Here is a 17,264-nt window from a genome sequence, read left to right as displayed (position 1 = left end):
GCTTGTTTGTACAAGTTCCCCTAGTTTCGATCCAGATCCCCGGAGAGTGGAGGCGACGTGTCCGCACCCCGCGCGGCCGGCGTATTGGCAGCCCTGACCCTGGTCACCGCGGCTTGCGGTGCCGCACCTTCCACCCAGACCCAGCCCTCGTCCTCCGCCGCCGGCGGCGTGGACGCCCGGACCGCCACCTCGGCCGCCGACTTCGGCGGTCTCGACAAGCTCGTCGAGGCGGCCAAGAAGGAGGGGGCGCTGCACGTGATCGCGCTCCCGCCCGACTGGGCGAACTACGGCGAGATCATCAAGACCTTCGAGGCCAAGTACGGCATCAAGATCGAGAGCGAGAACCCGGACGCCTCCAGCGCCGACGAGATCAAGGCGGTCAAGGACCGCAAGGGCCAGCCCAGCGCCCCCGACGTGCTCGACGTCGGCCAGGCCTTCGCCTTCAGCGGCGCCAAGGAGGGCCTCTACGCGCCCTACAAGGTGCAGTCCTTCGACAAGATCCCCGAAGGCCAGAAGGACCCGAACGGCCTGTGGGTCAACGACTACGGCGGCTACGTCTCGATCGGCTGCGACGCCAAGAAGATCGGCACCTGCCCGCAGACCTTCGCCGACCTGCTCAAGCCCGAGTACAAGGGCAAGGTCGCACTGAACGGCAACCCGAACAAGTCGGGCTCGGCCTTCGGCGGCGTCTACGCGGCCTCGCTGGCCAACGGCGGCACCTTCGACGACATCGCCCCGGGCGTCGAGTTCTTCAAGAAGCTGAAGAGCGTCGGCAACTACAACCCGGTCGAGTCCACCCCGGCCACCGTCGAGAACGGCGAGACGCCGATCAGCATCGACTGGGACTACCTGAACGCCGGCTACCGCGAGCAGTTCATGCCCAAGGGCATCGACTTCCAGGTCTCGGTCCCCACCGACGGCATCTACGCCTCCTACTACGCGCAGGCCATCAACAAGGACGCCCCGCACCCGGCCGCCGCGCGGCTGTGGATGGAGTTCCTCTACAGCACCGAGGGCCAGAACCTGTGGCTCAAGGGCGGCGCCCGCCCGGTGCTGATGCCCTCCATGACCGCCGACGGCACCATCGACAAGGCGCTGGCCGACAAGCTGCCGCCGGTCGAGGGCGAGACCAAGTTCCCGACCGAGGACCAGGTGACCAAGGCCAAGGAAGCCCTGGCCAAGACCTGGGACGCGGCCGTCGCGGGCTGATCGGTCTTGAAGAGGTCGCTGGGCGCCTGGCCGCTCCTGCTGTTCACCGCGCTCGCCTTCGGAGCCCCCGCCGTCGTCATGGTGACGGGGGCCTTCGACCGCGGCACGGAGACGCTCGCGCTGACCATGCAGGGCGGCTATCTGCTCGCCCTGCTCAACAGCGTGAAGTTGTCCGCCGTCGTGGCCGTGCTGGGCGCGGTGCTCGGCACCGTGCTGGCCCAGGCCATCGTCACCTCCCCCTGGAAGCCGCTGCGGGAGGGCGTGCTGACCGCCTCCGGCGTGCTGGCCAACTTCGGCGGCGTGCCGCTGGCCTTCTTCTGGGTGGCCACGCTGGGCAACTCCGGGCTGGTCAGCGGCCTGCTCGGGCTGCCGTCCGGCGCGTTGTACAGCTTCTGGGGACTGGCGCTGGTCTACCTGTACTTCTCCGTGCCGCTCATGGTGCTGGTCATCGCGCCCGCACTGGACGGGCTCAAGCCGCAGTGGCGGGAGGCGGCGCTGAACAACGGCGCCACCGCCTGGCACTACTGGCGCTACGTCGGCCTGCCGGTCCTGGCCCCCGGCCTGCTCGGCGGGGTGGTGCTGCTGTTCGGCTCGGCCTTCGCCGCCTACGCCACCGCCGCCGCGATGGGCGCGGGCACCGTGCTGCCGCTGATCACGCTCAAGATCGCCGCCGCGCTCTCCGGCGACGTGCAGACCGGCTTCGAGAACGTGGGGCTGGCGCTGAGCCTGGACATGGTCCTGGTCGCCGCCCTGGTCATGGCGGTCTACCTGCCGCTGCAGCGAAGGAGCACCAAGTGGTTGCAGTAGCCACCACCGCCGAGCCGATCGCCGCCCGCGGCGAGATGCCCCGCCTGTGGCGCGGCGTCGTCCTGGCGCTGGCCGGCCTGTACTTCCTGGTGCCGCTCGGCGCCGCCTTCTGGTTCACCGCCTACAACCGGGTCACCGGCTTCTCGCTGGCGCCCTACGCCGAGCTGTGGAGCGCCGAGGGCTTCTGGAGCAGCCTCCTGCTCTCGCTCGGGCTGGCCGCCGCCACCATCGCGCTGGTCCTGCTGCTCATGCTGCCCGCCATGATCACGGTACGGCTGGCCGCGCCCAGGCTGCGTCCCGTGCTGGAGATCATCTGCACGCTGCCGCTGGTCATCCCGCCCATCGCCTTCGTGGCCGGCTACAGCCGCTCCGTGGCGCTGGCCCAGGACCTGGTCGCGCCCACGCCGTTCTGGGCCACGCTGACCGCGATGCGCAGCACGACCTTCCCGGCCGTGCTGGTCTTCGCCTACGTCATCCTCGTGCTGCCCTTCGTCTACCGCTCGCTCGACGCGGGGCTCCGGACCATGGACCTGCGCACGATGGTCGAGGCCGCGCGCAACCTGGGCGCCTCCTGGCCGCACGTGATGTTCCGGGTGATCATCCCCAACCTGCGCTCGGCGCTGGCCAGTGCCGCCTTCCTGTCGCTGGCGCTGGTGCTGGGCGAGTACACCATGGCGAGCATCATGGGCTACCGGCCGTTCGCGGTGTGGATCGTGTCGATCTCCGGGTCCAAGGGCCAGCTCTCCGTCGCCGTCTCCGTGCTCAGCCTGCTGCTCACCTGGCTGCTGCTGCTTCTCGTCTCAAGGGGGACCAACCGTGGCCGCCAGGCTTGAGTTCCGTGCGCTTCGCCGTACCTTCGGGAAGACCGTCGCGCTCGACGGCTTCGACCTGACCGTCGAGCCGGGCGAGCTGGTCGCGTTGCTCGGCCCGTCGGGCTGCGGCAAGACGACCGCGCTGCGCTGCGTGGCCGGGTTCGAGCGGCCCGACTCCGGCGCGGTGCTGCTCGACGGCAAGGACATCACCGGCGTCCCGGCCAACAAGCGCGACGCGGGCATGGTCTTCCAGGCCTACTCGCTCTTCCCCAACCTGAGCGCGCTGGACAACGTCGCCTTCGGCCTGCGGGTGCGCAAGGTCGCCGCGGCCGTGCGCCGGGCCAAGGCCCAGGAACTGCTGGAGCTGGTCGGCCTGGCCACCCACGCCGACCGGTTCCCGCACCAGCTCTCCGGCGGCCAGCAGCAGCGCGTCGCCCTGGCCCGCGCGCTGGCGCTGGAGCCGCGCGTGCTGCTCCTGGACGAGCCGCTGTCGGCGCTGGACGCGAAGGTCCGGGTGGGGCTGCGCGAGGAGATCCGCCGGCTCCAGCTCGACCTGGGCATCACCACCATCTTCGTCACGCACGACCAGGAGGAGGCCCTGTCGGTCGCCGACCGGGTCGCGGTGCTGCGCGACGGCCGCCTGGAGCAGTGCGGCGCGCCCGCCGAGGTCTACGACCGCCCGGCCACGCCGTTCGTCGCCGAGTTCGTCGGGACCATGAACCATCTGCCCGGCCGCGTCTCCGGCGACCGGGTCACCGTGCTCGGCCAGCTCCTGCCGCTGGACGGGACCGCGCCCGGCGCGGAGGTGGACGTGCTGGTGCGGCCGGAGGCCGTGCAGGTCAGCCCGGCCGAGGACGGCCGCGCCGAGATCGTCGCCGCGTCCTTCCGCGGGGCCTCGGTGCGGCTGCGGGTCGCGCTGGAGGGCGGCGAGGTGCTCGCCGACGTCCCCGGCCACGAGGCGGTACGGCTCGCGCCCGGCACCCGGGTGTCGGTGCGGCTGGTCGAGCGCCCGGTCCTGGTCTCCGCCCGCCGGGCCGAGACCCCGGTGCCGGTCAGCCCCGCCGAGGACCCGGCCAGTGTCGTCTGACGCAGCGGGGTCTGACGCTGTGCCTTTTGACGCTGTGCCTTTTGACGCGGTGTTGTTCGACATGGACGGCACGCTGGTGGACACCGAGGGGTTGTGGTGGGAGGCGGCCTCCTCGGTCGCCCGCGGTCTGGGGGTGCGGCTCACCGGCGACGACGCCGACTCGGTCCACGGCCGGACCGTGGCCGACACCGCCGCCCACCTGCTCTCCCGCGCCACCTCGGCCGACCGCGCCCCGGACGGCCGCGCTCCAGACATGGCGGCGGTCTCCGAGCGGCTCACCGAGGAGTTCGCCGCGCGGATCGCCGCCGGCGTGCGCTTCGTGGACGGGGCGCTCGGCCTGCTCGGCGAGCTGGCCGCCGGCGAGGTGCCGACCGCCCTGGTCAGCGCCTCGCCGCGGCGCATCGTCGACCTCGTCCTGAAGCAGCTCCCGCACCCCTTCCGCACGGTCGTCGCCGACGGTGAGACCCCGCGCGGCAAGCCGTACCCCGACCCCTACCTGGAGGCCATCTCCCGGCTGGGCGTCGAGCCGGCCCGCTGCGTGGCCATCGAGGACAGCCCCACCGGCATCGCCGCGGCGAGGGCGGCCGGCTGCCGGGTGCTCACCGTGCCCCGAATGCCGACGCTGGCCCAGCTTCACTCCCTGGACCGGCCGGCTCGGTCCTGACCTCCGCCGGGGCGCGGTCGAGGATCCCGGCGCGGGCGGCGGCGAGGGCCGCGTCGGCGACCCGCTCGGCCTCCCGTTCGGTGATCGGCTCGCGGGAGATGAAGATCCGGTAGAACAGCGGCCCGATGGCCAGCCGGACGAGCTCCTCGGCGTCCACCTCCGCCCCCAGCTCGCCCCGGTCCACCGCGCGGCGCACGACCTCGGCGGACTGCTCGTGCCGCGCCTGGTAGAAGCGGTGCAGCGCCTCGGCCGCCGCGCCGTTCTGGAAGGCGGCGGCGACGAAGGAGTGCACCAGCGAGTCGTCCTGGACGCCCGTGCGGACCATGTCCGCCAGCTCGCGCAGGTCGCCGGCGAGCGTGCCGGTGTCCGGCACCGGCCAGGGCTCCTCCCCCGCCAGGTCGAGCGCGTCGGCGACGAGCCCCTCCGCGCTGCCCCAGCGCCGGTAGACGGTGGTCTTGTGCACGCCGGAGCGCTGGGCGACGTTCTCGACTGTCAGGCCCTGGAAGCCGTGCAGGGCCAGCTCGGCCAGCGTGGCCTGCCGTACGGCGTCGCGAACGCGGGCGCTGCGCCCACCGGGACGTTTCAAAGACAACTCCAGTTGCATTTAGCGGGACAGTCGGCTAACTTAAAGCTACACAAGTTGTCTTTGGAGGTCCATCCTGTCCACTCAGCTCAGCCTTCACGGCGTGTCCAAGACGTACGGCGAGCGGGTCGTCCTCGACCACGTGACCCTCTCCATCCGGCCCGGCGAGCACGCCGGGATCGTCGGGGAGAACGGCTCGGGCAAGTCCACGCTGCTGCGGATCCTGGCGGGCGTGGAACGGCCCGACGACGGCGAGGTCACGGTGAGCGCCGCGGGCGGCGCCGGGCACCTGGCGCAGACCCTGGCCGGCGGCACCGTCGGCGAGGCGATCGACCTGGCGTTGGCCGAGCTGCGCGAGCTCGAGGCCGCGCTGCAGCGGGCCGCCGAGGCCCAGGACCTCGTCGCCTACGGCGAGCTGCTGACCGCCTTCGAGGCCCGCGACGGCTACGAGGCCGACCTGCGGGTGGAGCGCTCGATGCACGGTCTCGGCCTGGCCGGGATCGGCCGCGACCGTCCCCTGACCAGCCTGTCCGGCGGCGAGCAGGCCCGGCTCGGCCTGGCCTGCCTGCTGGCCGCCTCGCCCGAGGTGCTGCTGCTGGACGAGCCGACCAACCACCTCGACGAGGCGGCGCTGACCTGGCTGGAGGACCGGCTCCGCGCCCACCCCGGCACGGTCGTGGTCGTCTCGCACGACCGCACCTTCCTGGAGCGGGTGGCCACCTCGATCATCGAGGTCGAGCACGGCGGGGTGACCCGGTTCGGCGGCGGCTACACCGCCTTCCTGGCCGAGAAGGCCGCCGCGCGGCAGCGCTGGGAGCAGGCCTACGCCGCCTGGCAGGAGGAGGTCCGCCAGGTGCGCGACTTCGCCGCCACCACCGCCCGCCGGGTCGCGGCGGGCCGGGCGATGAAGGACGGCAACAAGATGGCCTACGACCGCAACGCCGGGCGGGTGCAGAGCTCCGTCGCCTCCCGGGTACGGCAGGCGCACGAGCGGCTGCGGCGCCTGGAGGAGGACCCGGTCCCGCGACCGCCGGAGCCGCTGCGCTTCCGCGGCCGTTTCGCCGGGCACGGACGCACCCGGGCCTTCGACCTGACCGGCCCCGATGGCGACGGGCCTGGCGTGACGGCCGGGATCAGCGTGGGACCGGGCGAGCGGCTGCTGATCCAGGGCCCGAACGGCTCGGGCAAGACCACGCTGCTGGAACGCATCCACGAACAGGCCCGGGGCCGCGTCGGCTACCTGCGGCAGGAGGTCGCCTTCGACCCCGGCCAGACGGTCGCGCAGGCCTACGGCGGGCCGCGCTCGGCGCTGGAGGCCACCGGGCTGCTGCCCGGCGACCTGCTCGACGTCAAGGTGGGCGCGCTGTCCGAAGGGCAGCGGCGGCGGCTCGCGCTGGCCAAGGTGCTGGCCGGGGAGCACGACCTGCTGCTGCTGGACGAGCCGACCAACCATCTGTCGCCGGTGCTGGTCGAGGAGCTCGAGGCGGCGTTGCGGGAGTACGAGGGCGCGCTGGTCGTGGTGACCCACGACCGGGCGCTGCGCGCCAGGTTCGAGGGGAAGCGGGTGAGCGTCTGATGACGATCAAGGTTGACGGTTCACCGTACGGCGTCATGACGGCGTCGGACGGCACGATGTGGTTCAGCATGGCCCAGGAGGGACGCGTCGGGCGCGTGTCGGGCGGCGGCGAGGTGGAGGTCTTCCAGCTCGACCCGGCCGACGGGCAGCCTACGGTGCTCGCCGAAGCGTCGGACGGGGCGGTGTGGGTCACCGAGTTCGCCGGGGGACGGCTCTCGCGGATCACCCGCGAGGGGCACGTGAGCTCCGTGGAGCTGGCTTCGCCGTACGGGATGGCCCACGGGCCGGACGGGGCGTTGTGGGTCACCCAGGTGCAGGCCGACCGGGTGGCCCGGATCGGGCCGGACGGGACGGTGACCTCCGTCGAGATGCCGGGCATGCCCTCGGCGATCACCGCGGGGGCCGACGGGGCGCTGTGGGTGACGCTGAACCAGGGCAACGCGATCGGGCGGGTGACGACCGCGGGTGAGGTGACGGTGTTTCCGCTGCCGACCGAGGGGGCCATGCCGGTGGGTCTCACCGCCGGGCCGGACGGGGCGGTGTGGTTCGTGGAGATCGGGGCCGGGCAGGTCGGGCGGATCACGCCGGACGGGGGGATCGTGGAGCATCCCCTGCCCGACCGCTCGGCCCGGCCGCACGCGATCATCACCGGGCCGGACGGGGCGTTGTGGTTCACCGAGTGGGGGGCCGGCCGGCTGGGGCGGATCACTCTTGAGGGGGAGATCACGGAGTTCGAGCTCGACGGGGCCGAGCCGCATGGGCTTGCCGTGGGGGCGGACGGGCGGATCTGGGTGGCCATGGAGTCCGGGACCCTGACCAGCTTCACCCCGTGACCCCCTGAGCGCTGGGCACGCTGGTGCGCTGCCCCGGCACCGCCTCGTGCCGGGACGGCACCTCCGCCCCCGACCGCGCTGCGCGGCTGGGTCGGGGGGCGGGGGTCTGATCATTAGGATGGCCGCATGTCACGGACCCGGGAGGCGATCCTGCGGGCGGCCGCCGCCGCGCTCCGCACGCACGAGCGGGCCGGGATGGCCGACATCGCCGCCGCCGCCGGGGTCGGCCGCGCCACCCTCTACCGGCACTTCGCCAACCGCGAGGAACTGCTGCTGGAGCTGGGGCGGTTCGCCGCCGAGGAGTCGGTCCGGGTGCTGGACGCGGCCAACATCGACGCCGTGCCGGTGGCCGAGGGGCTGGCCAGGATGACGCGGGCGCTGCTGACCGTGGGCCGGGAGTTCTGGGTGGTCAGCACGCACCGGGCCCGGTTGTGGCCGGAGGAGGAAGAGGTCGGCGAGCGGTTGCGGGCCCTGGCCGGGCGGGGGCAGGCCGAGGGCGTGCTGCGCACCGACCTGCCGTACGACCAGCTCGCCGCCCTGCACGGCTCGCTCGTGCTGGGCGCGCTGAGCGTCGCGCCGCTGGCGCAGCTCGGGGTCGAGGACGCCACCGACGCGATCGTCCGGCTCTTCCTGGAAGGCGCCGCCACCCCGCGCTAGGCCACCGGGCGTCCGGGCAGCGAGCCCTCAGGAGAGGCTGGGTCAGGGGTTGAGGTGGGTGTGGATGTCGGTGGCGGCGACGTAGCCGAAGGTCATCGCCGGTCCGAGGGTGGCCCCGGGCCCGGGGTAGGTCTCCCCCATCACCGCCGCCGACACGTTCCCCGCCGCGTACAGCCCCTCGATGGCCGTGCCGTCCTCCCGGAGCACCCTGGCCCGCACGTCGGTGAGCACGCCGCCCTTGGTGCCGATGTCCCCGGGAACCAGCGGGATCGCGTAGAACGGCCCCTTGTCCAGCGGCGCGAGGTTGGGCGCGGGCAGCGTCGGGTCACCGTAGTAGCGGTCGTAGGCGCTGTCCCCCCGCCCGAAGTCCTCGTCCCGCCCGAGCCGGGCGAGGCCGTTGAAGCGCTCGACCGTCGCCGCCAGCTTGGCCGGCTCCACGCCCATCCGCCGGGCCAGCTCCTCGACCGTCCCGGCCTTCTTGACGAACCCCGACTTGAGCCAGGCCGCCTTGAACGGCTGCCCGGGGAAGTGGTTGAGCATGATGTAGCGGTTCTTGGTCCGCGAGTCGATGACCATCCAGGAGTGCACCGCGTCCTTGGCGTACATGGTGTCCACGAACTGGTGGTACGGCGCGGCCTCGTTGACGAACCGCTCGCCGCGCGGATCGACGACGATCATGCCGGGCACGGCCCGGTCGGTGACGAGAAAGACCGGCTTCTCCCCCGGCGGCACCGCCGCGGGCATGCCCCACACGCGGTCCATGAGGTCGAGCGCCGCCCCGGCGCGGAGCGCGGCCCCGAGCACGTCGCCGGTCTGTCCTTCGGAGGCGGAGCTCCAGCGCGCGTCGGTGGGCTGCGGCAGGTAGCGCTCGCGCAGCTCCTGGCTGTGCGAGAAGCCGCCGGCGGCCAGGACGACGCCGCCCTTCGCCTGGATGGTCTTGCCGCCGGCGCGGATGCCGGTGACCCGGCCGTCCTCGACGACCAGGTCCTCGAACGGGGTGTTCACCCAGATCCGGCCGCCGGCCTCGGCCAGGCTGAGCGAGAGCCGCCCGACCAGCGCCTCGCCGAGCGCCGCCCAGCGGGCGCCGGTGACCAGGGAGGCGACCGCGCGCAGCCCGATCTTGAGCGCCATGCGCCGGCCTCGCCAGGTGCGGGTGATCATATTGACCTTGTGAAACTCCCGGCTGTTCATCACCATGCCGTAGGTGGGCAGCTCGGCCCGGCGCATGATCCTGCGGAGCGCGCCGAGCTGGCGCAGGTCGAACAGGGCGGGCTCGACGCTGCGGCCGAGGGCCTTGCCGCCGGGCAGTTCGGGGAAGTAGTCGGCGTAGCCGGGGGTGTACTCGAAACGCACGTGCCGGGTGCGCTCGTGCAGGAAGCGCACCATCTCGGGGCCGCGGTCGAGGTAGGCCTCGCGGCGCTCCTCAGGGACGCGCTCGCCGACGGTGGACTTCAGATAGGTGCGGGCCTCCTCCCTGGTGTCGCGCAGCTCGGTGCCGTCGAGGTAGAGGTTGCCCGGCACCCAGATGGCGCCGCCGGACAGCGCGCTGGAGCCGCCGTACTTGCCGGTCTTCTCCACGACCACCGCGCTCAGGCCGTGCAACTGCGCGGTCAGCGCGGTCGCGAGCCCGGCCGCGCCGGAGCCGACCACCACTACGTCATAGCTGTGATCCCAGCGCATGACGCCCACCCCTTCCGAGTCATTCGTATCTCGCTATGAGACATGCGTGTCTCGATGCCACGATACGTCATCCCGGCCAGTCGAGCAGCCGCGCGCCGAGCACGGCGGTCTCCAGGGTGAAGCGCTGGGTGGGGTCGTCGGGGGCGAAGCCGGTCAGCCGCCGGATGCGCTCCAGCCGGTAGGTGACCGCACGGGTGCTGATGCCGAGCCGCCGGGCGGCGGCGGCCTGGTTGCCCTGCGCCGCGAAGACCGCCTCCAGGGTCTCCAGCAGCGGCGTCGCGCCGCCCCTGGCGGTCAGCAGCGGGCTCAGCACGCTGGTGATGAGGTCCTCGATCGCCTCCCGGTCGCGCAGCAGCACCGGGAAGACGAGCAGGTCGGCCGCCTTGACCACCTGGCGGCCCAGGCCCAGCCGGTCGGCCAGGTCGAGGGCGTTGGCCGCCTCGCGGAAGGAGGTCACCACCCCGCCGGGGCCGCGGTGCGGGCGGCCGACGCCGACCCGCCAGCCCTCCTCGAAACGGGACCGCACGTGGTGGGTGAACTCGCCGACCGCCGCCGGGAGCGAGGCGGGGGCGACGCAGGCCAGCAGGCCGTCCCGCACGGCGACCAGGACGTTGTGGGAGCCGAACCGGGTGGTCATGGCCTCCTCGATGGCCCGCTGCCACCCGCCCAGCGGCCGGCCCCCGGACTCCGCGCGGGCCTTGACCCGAGGGCGGGCGACGGTCACCACGTAGGACTCGGCCAGCCGCAACCCGAAGTGCTCGGCCCGCTCGGCCAGCCGCTCCGACCGCCCCTGCAGCAGGTCGTCCACGAACTCGTGACGCGCCTGGTGCTCCTTGCGCAGCGCGTCGAGCTGGGCGGCCTCGTACCCGTCGATCAGCGCGAGGACCTTACGGCGCAGCGCCTCGTCCGCGAGCGCCGCGCCGACCAGTTCGCGCAGGGGCACCCCCTGTTCGGCCGCCTGCCGTCCCGCAGCCCGGTGGTCCACTCACACTCCCACGTCACGCCGATCGAAGGCGAGCACGGCGGTCAGCAGCAGGACCGCGACCACGGCCACCAGGACAAGGTAGTCACCCACCGGCAGACCGGTGTAGAGCGGGCGCGCCTCGCCGTAATAGTGGAACGGCGAGACCCACTTCAGCCAGGAGATCGCCTCGATGCCGCGCCCGACGGTCGTCGCGGTGTACCCGGCCAGCGCCCAGACGCCGACGGCGGCGGTGCCGTAGATCGCCCGTCCGGTCGCCGCGCCCACGCTCAGCGCCAGCGTGGCCCAGCACAGCGTCATCAGCAGCACGCCGGTGTGCGCGGCCAGGATGCGGCCGGCCGGCACGCCCAGGTCGATGCTCTGCGCGACCAGCAGCACCACCGCCCCGGTCGCCACCGCCAGCGCCACCAGCGTGAGCGCCGTCCCGGCCCACCGCTCCAGCAGCAGCCGCCGCCGGTCGATCGGCAGGGTGATCACCAGTTCCAGCGTCCTGGCCTCCTCCGGCTGGGCCAGCGCCCGGTTGGCCAGCCCGACGGCGTAGACCAGGAAGACCAGCGGCACGATGAGCTGGTAGACCACGGTCTGCAGGTAGCCGGTGCCGGTGCCGATGTCCTGCATGCCGCCCATGAGGTCCTTGAGCGGGCCGGGGTACTTGGCCATCGCCTGGGCGCTGAGCGTGGCGGGGTCGTCGCGCAGGCTGGCGAAGATGCCGATGTACATCGCCATGAACAGGCTGATCCCGGTGCTCCACCCGAGCAGCCCGCGCCGGTACTCGCGCAACGTCCTGGTGATCATGATTCCTCGCTGTAGTAGGTCAGGAAGATCTCTTCCAGGTCGGGCTCGGCGCTCACCAGGTGCACCACGGTGAACCTCGCCGCCGCCTTGACCAGCGCGTCCGGCCGGCCGTCGATGGTGCAGCTCAGCGCCGCGCCGTCGACGCGCAGGTCGCGCACGCCCGGCAGGTCGCGGAAGGCCTCGGCCGGCACCGGCGCGTCGAAGTGCAGCTCGACCCGGCGCACCGCCTTCTCACGCAGCGCCGCGATGTTCTCCACCGCCACGAGCCGCCCGTCGCGCACGATGCCCACCCGGTCGGCGACGCTCTCCACCTCGGCCAGGACGTGCGAGGACATCAGCACCGTCCGGCCGGAGGCGCGCACCTCCCGCACCATGGCCAGGAACTCCTGCTGCACCAGCGGGTCGAGCCCGCCGGTCGGCTCGTCCAGGATCAGGAACTCCGGCTCGTGCATGAACGCCTGGATCAGCCCGACCTTCTGCTTGTTGCCCTTGGACAGCTTGCGCATCGGCACGCCCAGGTCGGCGTCCAGCCGTTCGGCCAGTGCGTCGATCCGCGCGACCGGCACCCCGCCGCGGATGCGCGCCAGGAAGCGCAGGTAGTCACGGGCCTTCTCCCGCCCTTCCAGGGCCAGCTCACCGGGCAGGTAGCCGATGCGGCCGCGCACCGCCGGGTCGCGCGAGCGCTCCCCCAGGACCCGCACCGAGCCGCGGGTCGGCCGGATCACGTCCAGGAGCAGCCGGAGCGTGGTGGTCTTGCCCGCGCCGTTGGGACCCAGGTAGCCGAAGATCTCCCCCGGCTGGATCTCCAGCGTCAGGTCCTCGAGCCCGCGCCGCCGTCCGTAGTACTTGGTCAGGCCCTCGGCCTGCACCACTGCTGTCATGCCAGCCATGGTCCGCCTCCGCCGCCGCCGCGTCATCGGCCGGATCCGGCAGTACGGCAGGCGCTTCCTTTCCGGAACGAGGCAACCGCGGGGCGAGGCATCATGGTGCGGTGGAGACGGCTTTCGTGCTGGGTGGCGGCGGCGTGCTCGGCGCGCGCGAGGTGGGCATGCTGCGGGCGCTCGACGAGGCGGGCGTCCGGCCCGACCTGGTCGTGGGCACCTCGATCGGGGCGATCAACGGGGCCGTGGTGGCCGCCGCCGGGTCGCAGGCGGCGGCGCGGCTGACCGAGTTGTGGTTGTCGGACGTGGTGCGGTCGGCCTTCGCGGGGAACCTGCTGACCCGGTTGTCGACGCTGGCGCGCACCGGGACGCATCTGCATCCGGTGGGGCCGTTGCGGAAGGTGCTGCGGGCCGCTGTGCCGTACGAGCTGATCGAGGACCTGCCGGTGCGCTTCGAGTGCGTGGCGGCCTCGATCGAGCAGGCCAGCGCGCGGTGGTTCGGTTCGGGGCCGCTGGTGGACGCGGTGCTGGCCTCCTGCGCGGTGCCGGGGCTGCTGCCGCCGGTGCCGATCGACGGCCAGCACTACCTGGACGGCGGGCTGGTGCACAGCATCCCGGTCGGCCGGGCGGTGCAGCTGGGCGCCAAGCGGGTCTTCGTCCTGCACGTGGGGCGGATCGAGCATCCGCTGAAGGCGCCGCGGCGGCCGTGGGAGGTCGGGCTGGTCGCCTTCGAGATCGCCCGCCGGCACCGCTTCGCCGAGGAGATGGCGCTGCTCCCGCCGGAGGTCGAGGTGCACGTGCTGCCGACCGGCGCGCCCGGGCCGGCCTCGCCGTTCCGATACCGCGACCTGTCGCGGATCAGCACCTCCATCGAGCGGGCGTATGAGGCTTCTTCCCGATACCTCCGGACGAGCGCAGTATGAAGGGGTGCTCCCCCCTCGGATCCTGCGGCGTCTGATCCTCGCTCCACTGGTGCTGGTCCTGACGGTGGCGCTGGTGGTCACGCTGCCGATCTGGCTGCTGGTGATCACCGCCGCCTCGATGCGCCTGCCGCCGCCGCAGCGCCGCGGGACCCGCTTCCTGTGGTTCGGCGTCTCGTGGCTGGTGCTGGAGTCGGGGATGTTGCTGGCCTGTCTCGGGCTGTGGGTGGCCGCCGGCTTCGGCGGCCGGCTCCAGCGCGACTCCTACCGGGAGCGGCACTACGCGCTCATCCGGTGGTTCCTGGGCCGGGTGTACGCCGCCGCGGTCCGGATCTTCCAGCTCAGCGTCGAGGTCGAGGAGCCCCCGCTGACCTCCGCCGAGCAGGCCGCCCGGCTCAGCCGGCCGATCATCGTCCTGGCCCGGCACGCCGGTCCCGGCGACTCGTTCCTGCTGGTCCACCACCTGCTCGCCCGGTACGGCAGGCAGCCGAGGATCGTGATGAAGGCGGCCCTGCAGTTCGACCCGTCGCTCGACGTGATCATCAACCGGCTGCCCAACGCCTTCGTCCCCCGCAAGATCACCGAGAGCGGCGTGCTCCAGGAGATCAGGCGGCTCGCGGCCTCCATGGACGACGACGACGCGCTGGTGATCTTCCCCGAGGGCGGCAACTTCACCCCGCGCCGGCGCCGGCTGGCGATCCGCCGGCTGGAGGAGAAGGGCCTGGCCGCCGAGGCCGAGCGCGCCCGCGGCATGGACCACCTTCTGCCGCCCCGGCCCGGCGGCGCCATCGCGGCGATCGAGGCGTGCCCGCAGGCCGACGTCATCTTCGTCGCGCACACCGGGCTCGACCACCTGGTCACCGTCGGGGACGTCTGGCGGCAGTTGCCGGTGCGGGCCCGGATCACCGCCAAGTGGTGGCGGGTGCCGGCCGCGGACGTGCCGAAGGAGGAGCGCATCGCCTGGCTCTACGACCAGTGGGAGCTGATCGACGCCTGGGTGGACGAGCACCGCGTGGGCGTCAAGCCCTGAGCGCGCCCGGCGGCAGGAAGGGGACCTCCGGGCTGCCGTGCTCGATCAGCCGGAGCAACGCGCCGGTGTCGAGGTGCCGCTCGACCAGGTCGCCGAGCGCGTCCAGCCGCTCCTCGCGCAGGGCCGCGAAGCTGACGTCGGGGTGCGGCACGAAGTCGCGGCCGGCCAGCGCGGCGACCTCGGCGAGGAAGGCCCGGCGGAAGCCGTCGTTCTCCAGCGCGCCGTGCCAGGTGGTGCCGAAGACCGGGCCGACGCGGCAGCCGTCCAGGAAGGGCTCGCCGCCCTCGACGCTCGCCACCCCGTGGTGGATCTCGTAGCCGGTGACCGGCGTGCCGCGCCACTCCCCGCGCGGCCGGCCGAGGGTCTTGCCGGCGGCGAACTCGACGCGGACCGGCAGCAGTCCGAGGCCCTCGACCCGGCCCGCGCCCGACTCCACCTCGTCGACGATCTCGCGGGCGAGCATCTGGAAGCCGCCGCAGATGCCGAGCACCGGCCCGGTCCGCGCGGCGAGCGCGACGTCGAGGCCGCGGGCGCGCAACCACGCCAGGTCGGAGACCGTCGCCCGCGAGCCGGGCAGCACGACCAGGTCGGCGTCCTCCAGCTCGGCGGGGCTGGTCACGAAGCGCACCACCACGCCGGGCTCCCCGGCGAGCGCGTCGAGGTCGGTGAAGTTGGACATGCGCGGCAGCCGAACGACGGCCACCCGCAGCACCCCCTTGCCCTGGTACGGCTCGCGGACCTCGATCGAGCGCCCCTCCAGGGCGAGCGAGTCCTCCACGTCCAGCCACAGCCCGTCGAGCCACGGCAGGACGCCGTAGACCTCGCGGCCGGTGAGCTCGCGCAGCATGTCCAGGCCGGGTTCGAGGAGCTCGGCCGCGCCGCGGAACTTGTTGACCACGAACCCGGCGATGTGCGCCTGGTCGGCCGCCTCCAGCAGGGCGACGGTGCCGTAGAAGGCGGCGAAGACGCCGCCCCGGTCGATGTCGCCGACCACCACCACCGGCAGGTCGGCGGCCCGGGCCAGGCCCATGTTCGCCAGGTCGCCGGCGCGCAGGTTGATCTCCGCCGGGCTGCCCGCGCCCTCGCAGACCACCACGTCGTAGGCGGCGCGCAGCCGGGCGAGGGAGGCCAGCGCCGCCTCGCGGAGCATGTCCTTCAGCTCGCCGTACTCCATGGCGTCCACGTCGGTGATCGGCCGGCCCATGAGGACCACCTGGCTGCGGCGGTCGCTGCCCGGCTTGAGCAGGACGGGGTTCATGTCGGCCACCGGCTCGATCCCGGCGGCCTGCGCCTGCATCGCCTGGGCGCGGCCGATCTCGGCGCCGTCGGCGGTGACGAAGGAGTTGAGCGACATGTTCTGCGCCTTGAACGGCGCCACCCGCACCCCCTGGCGGGCCAGCCAGCGGCAGATGCCCGCCGTCACCACGCTCTTGCCCGCATCCGACGTGGTCCCCGCGACCAGCAACGCACCCTTCACGCCGCCCACCGTAACGGGATCGGTGAGCGAGGCCCGTCGCGGGGTGATTCATCGGAGGTCTGGGCAGCCGGAATCGGCCGGCGGCGCCGTTTCGGGCACCGCCGGCCGGGGTGGTCCGGCTAGAAGTCGTCGGCCGTGCGGATCCGCTCGCGGACCCAGATGCCGGCCTCCTTGAGCGGACCGGTGCCGGTCCAGGGGCCGCCGGCCGAGCAGGTGCCGGTCTTGAAGACCGCGCCGGAGCGATGGTCGTCGGAGAAGTTCCAGTTGACCCAGCTGATCTTCTTCTGCGCCATCAGGTCGAGGTAGCGCTGGGACATGGCGAAGTCGTTCGCCTCCTCACCCGCCGAGTTCTGCGTCCCGAACTCGGTGACGAAGATCGGCAGCTTGTCGGCCGCGCGGGACAGCGTGGACAGGTACGTGCTGCCGTGCGAGGCGGCGTAGAAGTGGAAGGTGTACATGATGTTGGCGGCGTTGACCGGGCTGTTCACCACCTCGGTCTCGCTGGCCCCCTCGGAGACGCCGAGGGAGGACCAGGCGCGGGTGCCGACCAGCACGATGCCGTCGGGGTCCTGGGCGCGGATGACCGGGATGATCTGGTGCGCGTAGGACCGGATGCTGGACCAGCTCACCCCGCTGGGCTCGTTGGCGATCTCGTACAGGATGTTGGGCTTGCCCGCGTGCCGCTGGGCGATCTCGGTGAAGAAGGTCTTGGCCCGGGAGAGGTTGTAGTTGGGGTCGCCTGGGCTGAGCATGTGCCAGTCGACGATCACGTACAGGCCGCGCGCGGTGGCCTTGTCGATCAGGCTGTGCATCCGGTCGGTGAACAGCCGGGGGTTGGACTCGTAGCCGCCGTCCTGGATGTACATCGACAGCCGGACGATGTCGGCCTTCCAGTCGCCGGCCAGCGCGTTGAGCGAGGCGTCGGTGACGCACTGCGGGTACCACTGCAGGCCGTGCGTGCTCATGCCCCGGAGCTGGATCTGCTTGCCGTTCGCGTTGCACAGCCGGTTGCCGCACACCCGGAGCTGGCCGTTGGCCTCGACCGGCGTGCCGCTCCCGCCCTGGGTGGTCGTGCCGGTGACCGGGCCGCCGGCCGCCGAGCGGTTGCCCGCGGCGTCGGTGGCCCTGACGGTGTAGGTGTAGCCGGTGGACGCGCTCAGGCCGGTGTCGGTGTGCGTCGTCCCGGTGACGGTGGCGACCAGGGTGGAGCCGCGGAAGACCTCGTAGCCGGTGACGCCGACGTTGTCGGTGGAGGCGTTCCAGGCCAGCGA

At 72.8% G+C, this 17,264-nt stretch carries 17 protein-coding genes; 10 read left to right on the top strand and 7 right to left on the bottom strand.

All coding sequences use genetic code 11. The features are described from left to right. Positions 1 to 57 precede the first annotated feature (57 nt). Genes AB0I67_RS36170 through AB0I67_RS36150 form a run of 5 tightly spaced genes read left to right on the top strand, consistent with a single transcriptional unit; the run spans position 58 to position 4,579 of the window. On the top strand, positions 58 to 1,209 hold the full coding sequence (locus tag AB0I67_RS36170) for an extracellular solute-binding protein (RefSeq protein ID WP_357933354.1): 1,152 nt from the start codon (positions 58 to 60) through the stop codon (positions 1,207 to 1,209). A 6-nt stretch (positions 1,210 to 1,215) separates the two neighbouring features. After that, positions 1,216 to 2,016 (top strand): ABC transporter permease subunit, encoded by an 801-nt coding sequence (locus AB0I67_RS36165; RefSeq protein WP_357933351.1) that lies wholly within the window; start codon positions 1,216 to 1,218, stop codon positions 2,014 to 2,016. Then, positions 2,004 to 2,849, top strand: coding sequence for an ABC transporter permease subunit (locus AB0I67_RS36160; protein WP_357933349.1), 846 nt, complete (start codon positions 2,004 to 2,006; stop codon positions 2,847 to 2,849). Before AB0I67_RS36165 ends, AB0I67_RS36160 begins: the two co-directional genes overlap by 13 nt. Then, positions 2,833 to 3,915, top strand: coding sequence for an ABC transporter ATP-binding protein (locus tag AB0I67_RS36155; protein ID WP_357933347.1), 1,083 nt, complete (start codon positions 2,833 to 2,835; stop codon positions 3,913 to 3,915). The genes AB0I67_RS36160 and AB0I67_RS36155 overlap by 17 nt, the downstream gene beginning before the upstream one ends. Positions 3,916 to 3,949: 34 nt before the next feature. Then, on the top strand, positions 3,950 to 4,579 hold the full coding sequence (locus tag AB0I67_RS36150; protein ID WP_357933344.1) for an HAD family phosphatase: 630 nt from the start codon (positions 3,950 to 3,952) through the stop codon (positions 4,577 to 4,579). On the opposite strand, the gene AB0I67_RS36145 is transcribed toward AB0I67_RS36150, so the two are convergent. Then, complete coding sequence (locus AB0I67_RS36145; protein ID WP_357933341.1) at positions 4,515 to 5,165, bottom strand: TetR/AcrR family transcriptional regulator; 651 nt, start codon at positions 5,163 to 5,165, stop codon at positions 4,515 to 4,517. The genes AB0I67_RS36150 and AB0I67_RS36145 overlap by 65 nt on opposite strands. Before the next feature lie 100 nt (positions 5,166 to 5,265). Here AB0I67_RS36145 and AB0I67_RS36140 point away from each other — a divergent pair, with 100 nt between their 5' ends. The 3 genes from AB0I67_RS36140 to AB0I67_RS36130 all read left to right on the top strand — a co-directional run bounded on the left by AB0I67_RS36140 (position 5,266) and on the right by AB0I67_RS36130 (position 8,228). Continuing rightward, positions 5,266 to 6,738, top strand: a complete 1,473-nt coding sequence (locus AB0I67_RS36140; RefSeq protein ID WP_357933338.1) for an ABC-F family ATP-binding cassette domain-containing protein — start codon at positions 5,266 to 5,268, stop codon at positions 6,736 to 6,738. Beyond that, positions 6,738 to 7,571, top strand: coding sequence for a virginiamycin B lyase (locus tag AB0I67_RS36135; protein ID WP_357933335.1), 834 nt, complete (start codon positions 6,738 to 6,740; stop codon positions 7,569 to 7,571). Before AB0I67_RS36140 ends, AB0I67_RS36135 begins: the two co-directional genes overlap by 1 nt. A 126-nt stretch (positions 7,572 to 7,697) precedes the next feature. Then, entirely contained in the window at positions 7,698 to 8,228 is a 531-nt protein-coding gene (locus AB0I67_RS36130; RefSeq protein WP_357933333.1) for a TetR family transcriptional regulator, read from the top strand. 42 nt (positions 8,229 to 8,270) lie between these two features. On the opposite strand, the gene AB0I67_RS36125 is transcribed toward AB0I67_RS36130, so the two are convergent. The 4 genes from AB0I67_RS36125 to AB0I67_RS36110 all read right to left on the bottom strand — a co-directional run bounded on the left by AB0I67_RS36125 (position 8,271) and on the right by AB0I67_RS36110 (position 12,566). Beyond that, complete coding sequence (locus AB0I67_RS36125; protein ID WP_357933330.1) at positions 8,271 to 9,908, bottom strand: FAD-dependent oxidoreductase; 1,638 nt, start codon at positions 9,906 to 9,908, stop codon at positions 8,271 to 8,273. Positions 9,909 to 9,975: 67 nt separating this feature from the next. Further along, positions 9,976 to 10,893, bottom strand: coding sequence for a helix-turn-helix domain-containing protein (locus AB0I67_RS36120; RefSeq protein WP_357933328.1), 918 nt, complete (start codon positions 10,891 to 10,893; stop codon positions 9,976 to 9,978). Further along, positions 10,894 to 11,685: an ABC transporter permease subunit gene (locus AB0I67_RS36115; protein WP_357933325.1), complete on the bottom strand. Its 792-nt coding sequence runs from the start codon at positions 11,683 to 11,685 to the stop codon at positions 10,894 to 10,896. Then, entirely contained in the window at positions 11,682 to 12,566 is an 885-nt protein-coding gene (locus AB0I67_RS36110) for an ABC transporter ATP-binding protein (RefSeq protein WP_357933322.1), read from the bottom strand. The genes AB0I67_RS36115 and AB0I67_RS36110 overlap by 4 nt, the downstream gene beginning before the upstream one ends. Before the next feature lie 110 nt (positions 12,567 to 12,676). Here AB0I67_RS36110 and AB0I67_RS36105 point away from each other — a divergent pair, with 110 nt between their 5' ends. Next, the gene (locus AB0I67_RS36105; RefSeq protein ID WP_357933319.1) at positions 12,677 to 13,489 is read left to right on the top strand and encodes a patatin-like phospholipase family protein; all 813 of its coding nucleotides are present in this window, start codon (positions 12,677 to 12,679) and stop codon (positions 13,487 to 13,489) included. Positions 13,490 to 13,493: 4 nt separating this feature from the next. After that, positions 13,494 to 14,516 (top strand): 1-acyl-sn-glycerol-3-phosphate acyltransferase, encoded by a 1,023-nt coding sequence (locus AB0I67_RS36100; RefSeq protein ID WP_357933316.1) that lies wholly within the window; start codon positions 13,494 to 13,496, stop codon positions 14,514 to 14,516. Here AB0I67_RS36100 and AB0I67_RS36095 read toward each other — a convergent pair. Together AB0I67_RS36095 and AB0I67_RS36090 are read right to left on the bottom strand one after the other, a co-directional pair. Further along, positions 14,506 to 15,993 carry a cobyric acid synthase gene (locus AB0I67_RS36095; RefSeq protein ID WP_357933314.1) on the bottom strand — a complete coding sequence of 496 codons (1,488 nt, stop codon included), beginning with the start codon at positions 15,991 to 15,993 and terminating at the stop codon, positions 14,506 to 14,508. The genes AB0I67_RS36100 and AB0I67_RS36095 overlap by 11 nt on opposite strands. Positions 15,994 to 16,112: 119 nt before the next feature. After that, entirely contained in the window at positions 16,113 to 17,261 is a 1,149-nt protein-coding gene (locus tag AB0I67_RS36090) for a glycoside hydrolase family 5 protein (RefSeq protein WP_357933659.1), read from the bottom strand. Between the last annotated feature and the right edge of the window lie 3 nt (positions 17,262 to 17,264).

Origin of the sequence: Nonomuraea sp. NPDC050310, from assembly GCF_040655795.1 — a bacterium.
In the GTDB taxonomy this organism is placed as follows: Bacteria; Actinomycetota; Actinomycetes; order Streptosporangiales; family Streptosporangiaceae; genus Nonomuraea.
Note: the sequence above shows the minus strand (reverse complement) of the source record. Positions and strands in the feature narration are given on the sequence as shown.

Bases quoted from the DNA above. Each gene is read 5' to 3' on its own strand.
- AB0I67_RS36135 (WP_357933335.1), top strand. From the start codon at position 6,738: ATGACGATCAAGGTTGACGGTTCACCGTACGGCGTCATGACGGCGTCG.
- AB0I67_RS36130 (WP_357933333.1), top strand. From the start codon at position 7,698: ATGTCACGGACCCGGGAGGCGATCCTGCGGGCGGCCGCCGCCGCGCTC.
- AB0I67_RS36125 (WP_357933330.1), bottom strand. From the start codon at position 9,908: ATGCGCTGGGATCACAGCTATGACGTAGTGGTGGTCGGCTCCGGCGCG.
- AB0I67_RS36115 (WP_357933325.1), bottom strand. From the start codon at position 11,685: ATGATCACCAGGACGTTGCGCGAGTACCGGCGCGGGCTGCTCGGGTGG.
- AB0I67_RS36110 (WP_357933322.1), bottom strand. From the start codon at position 12,566: ATGACAGCAGTGGTGCAGGCCGAGGGCCTGACCAAGTACTACGGACGG.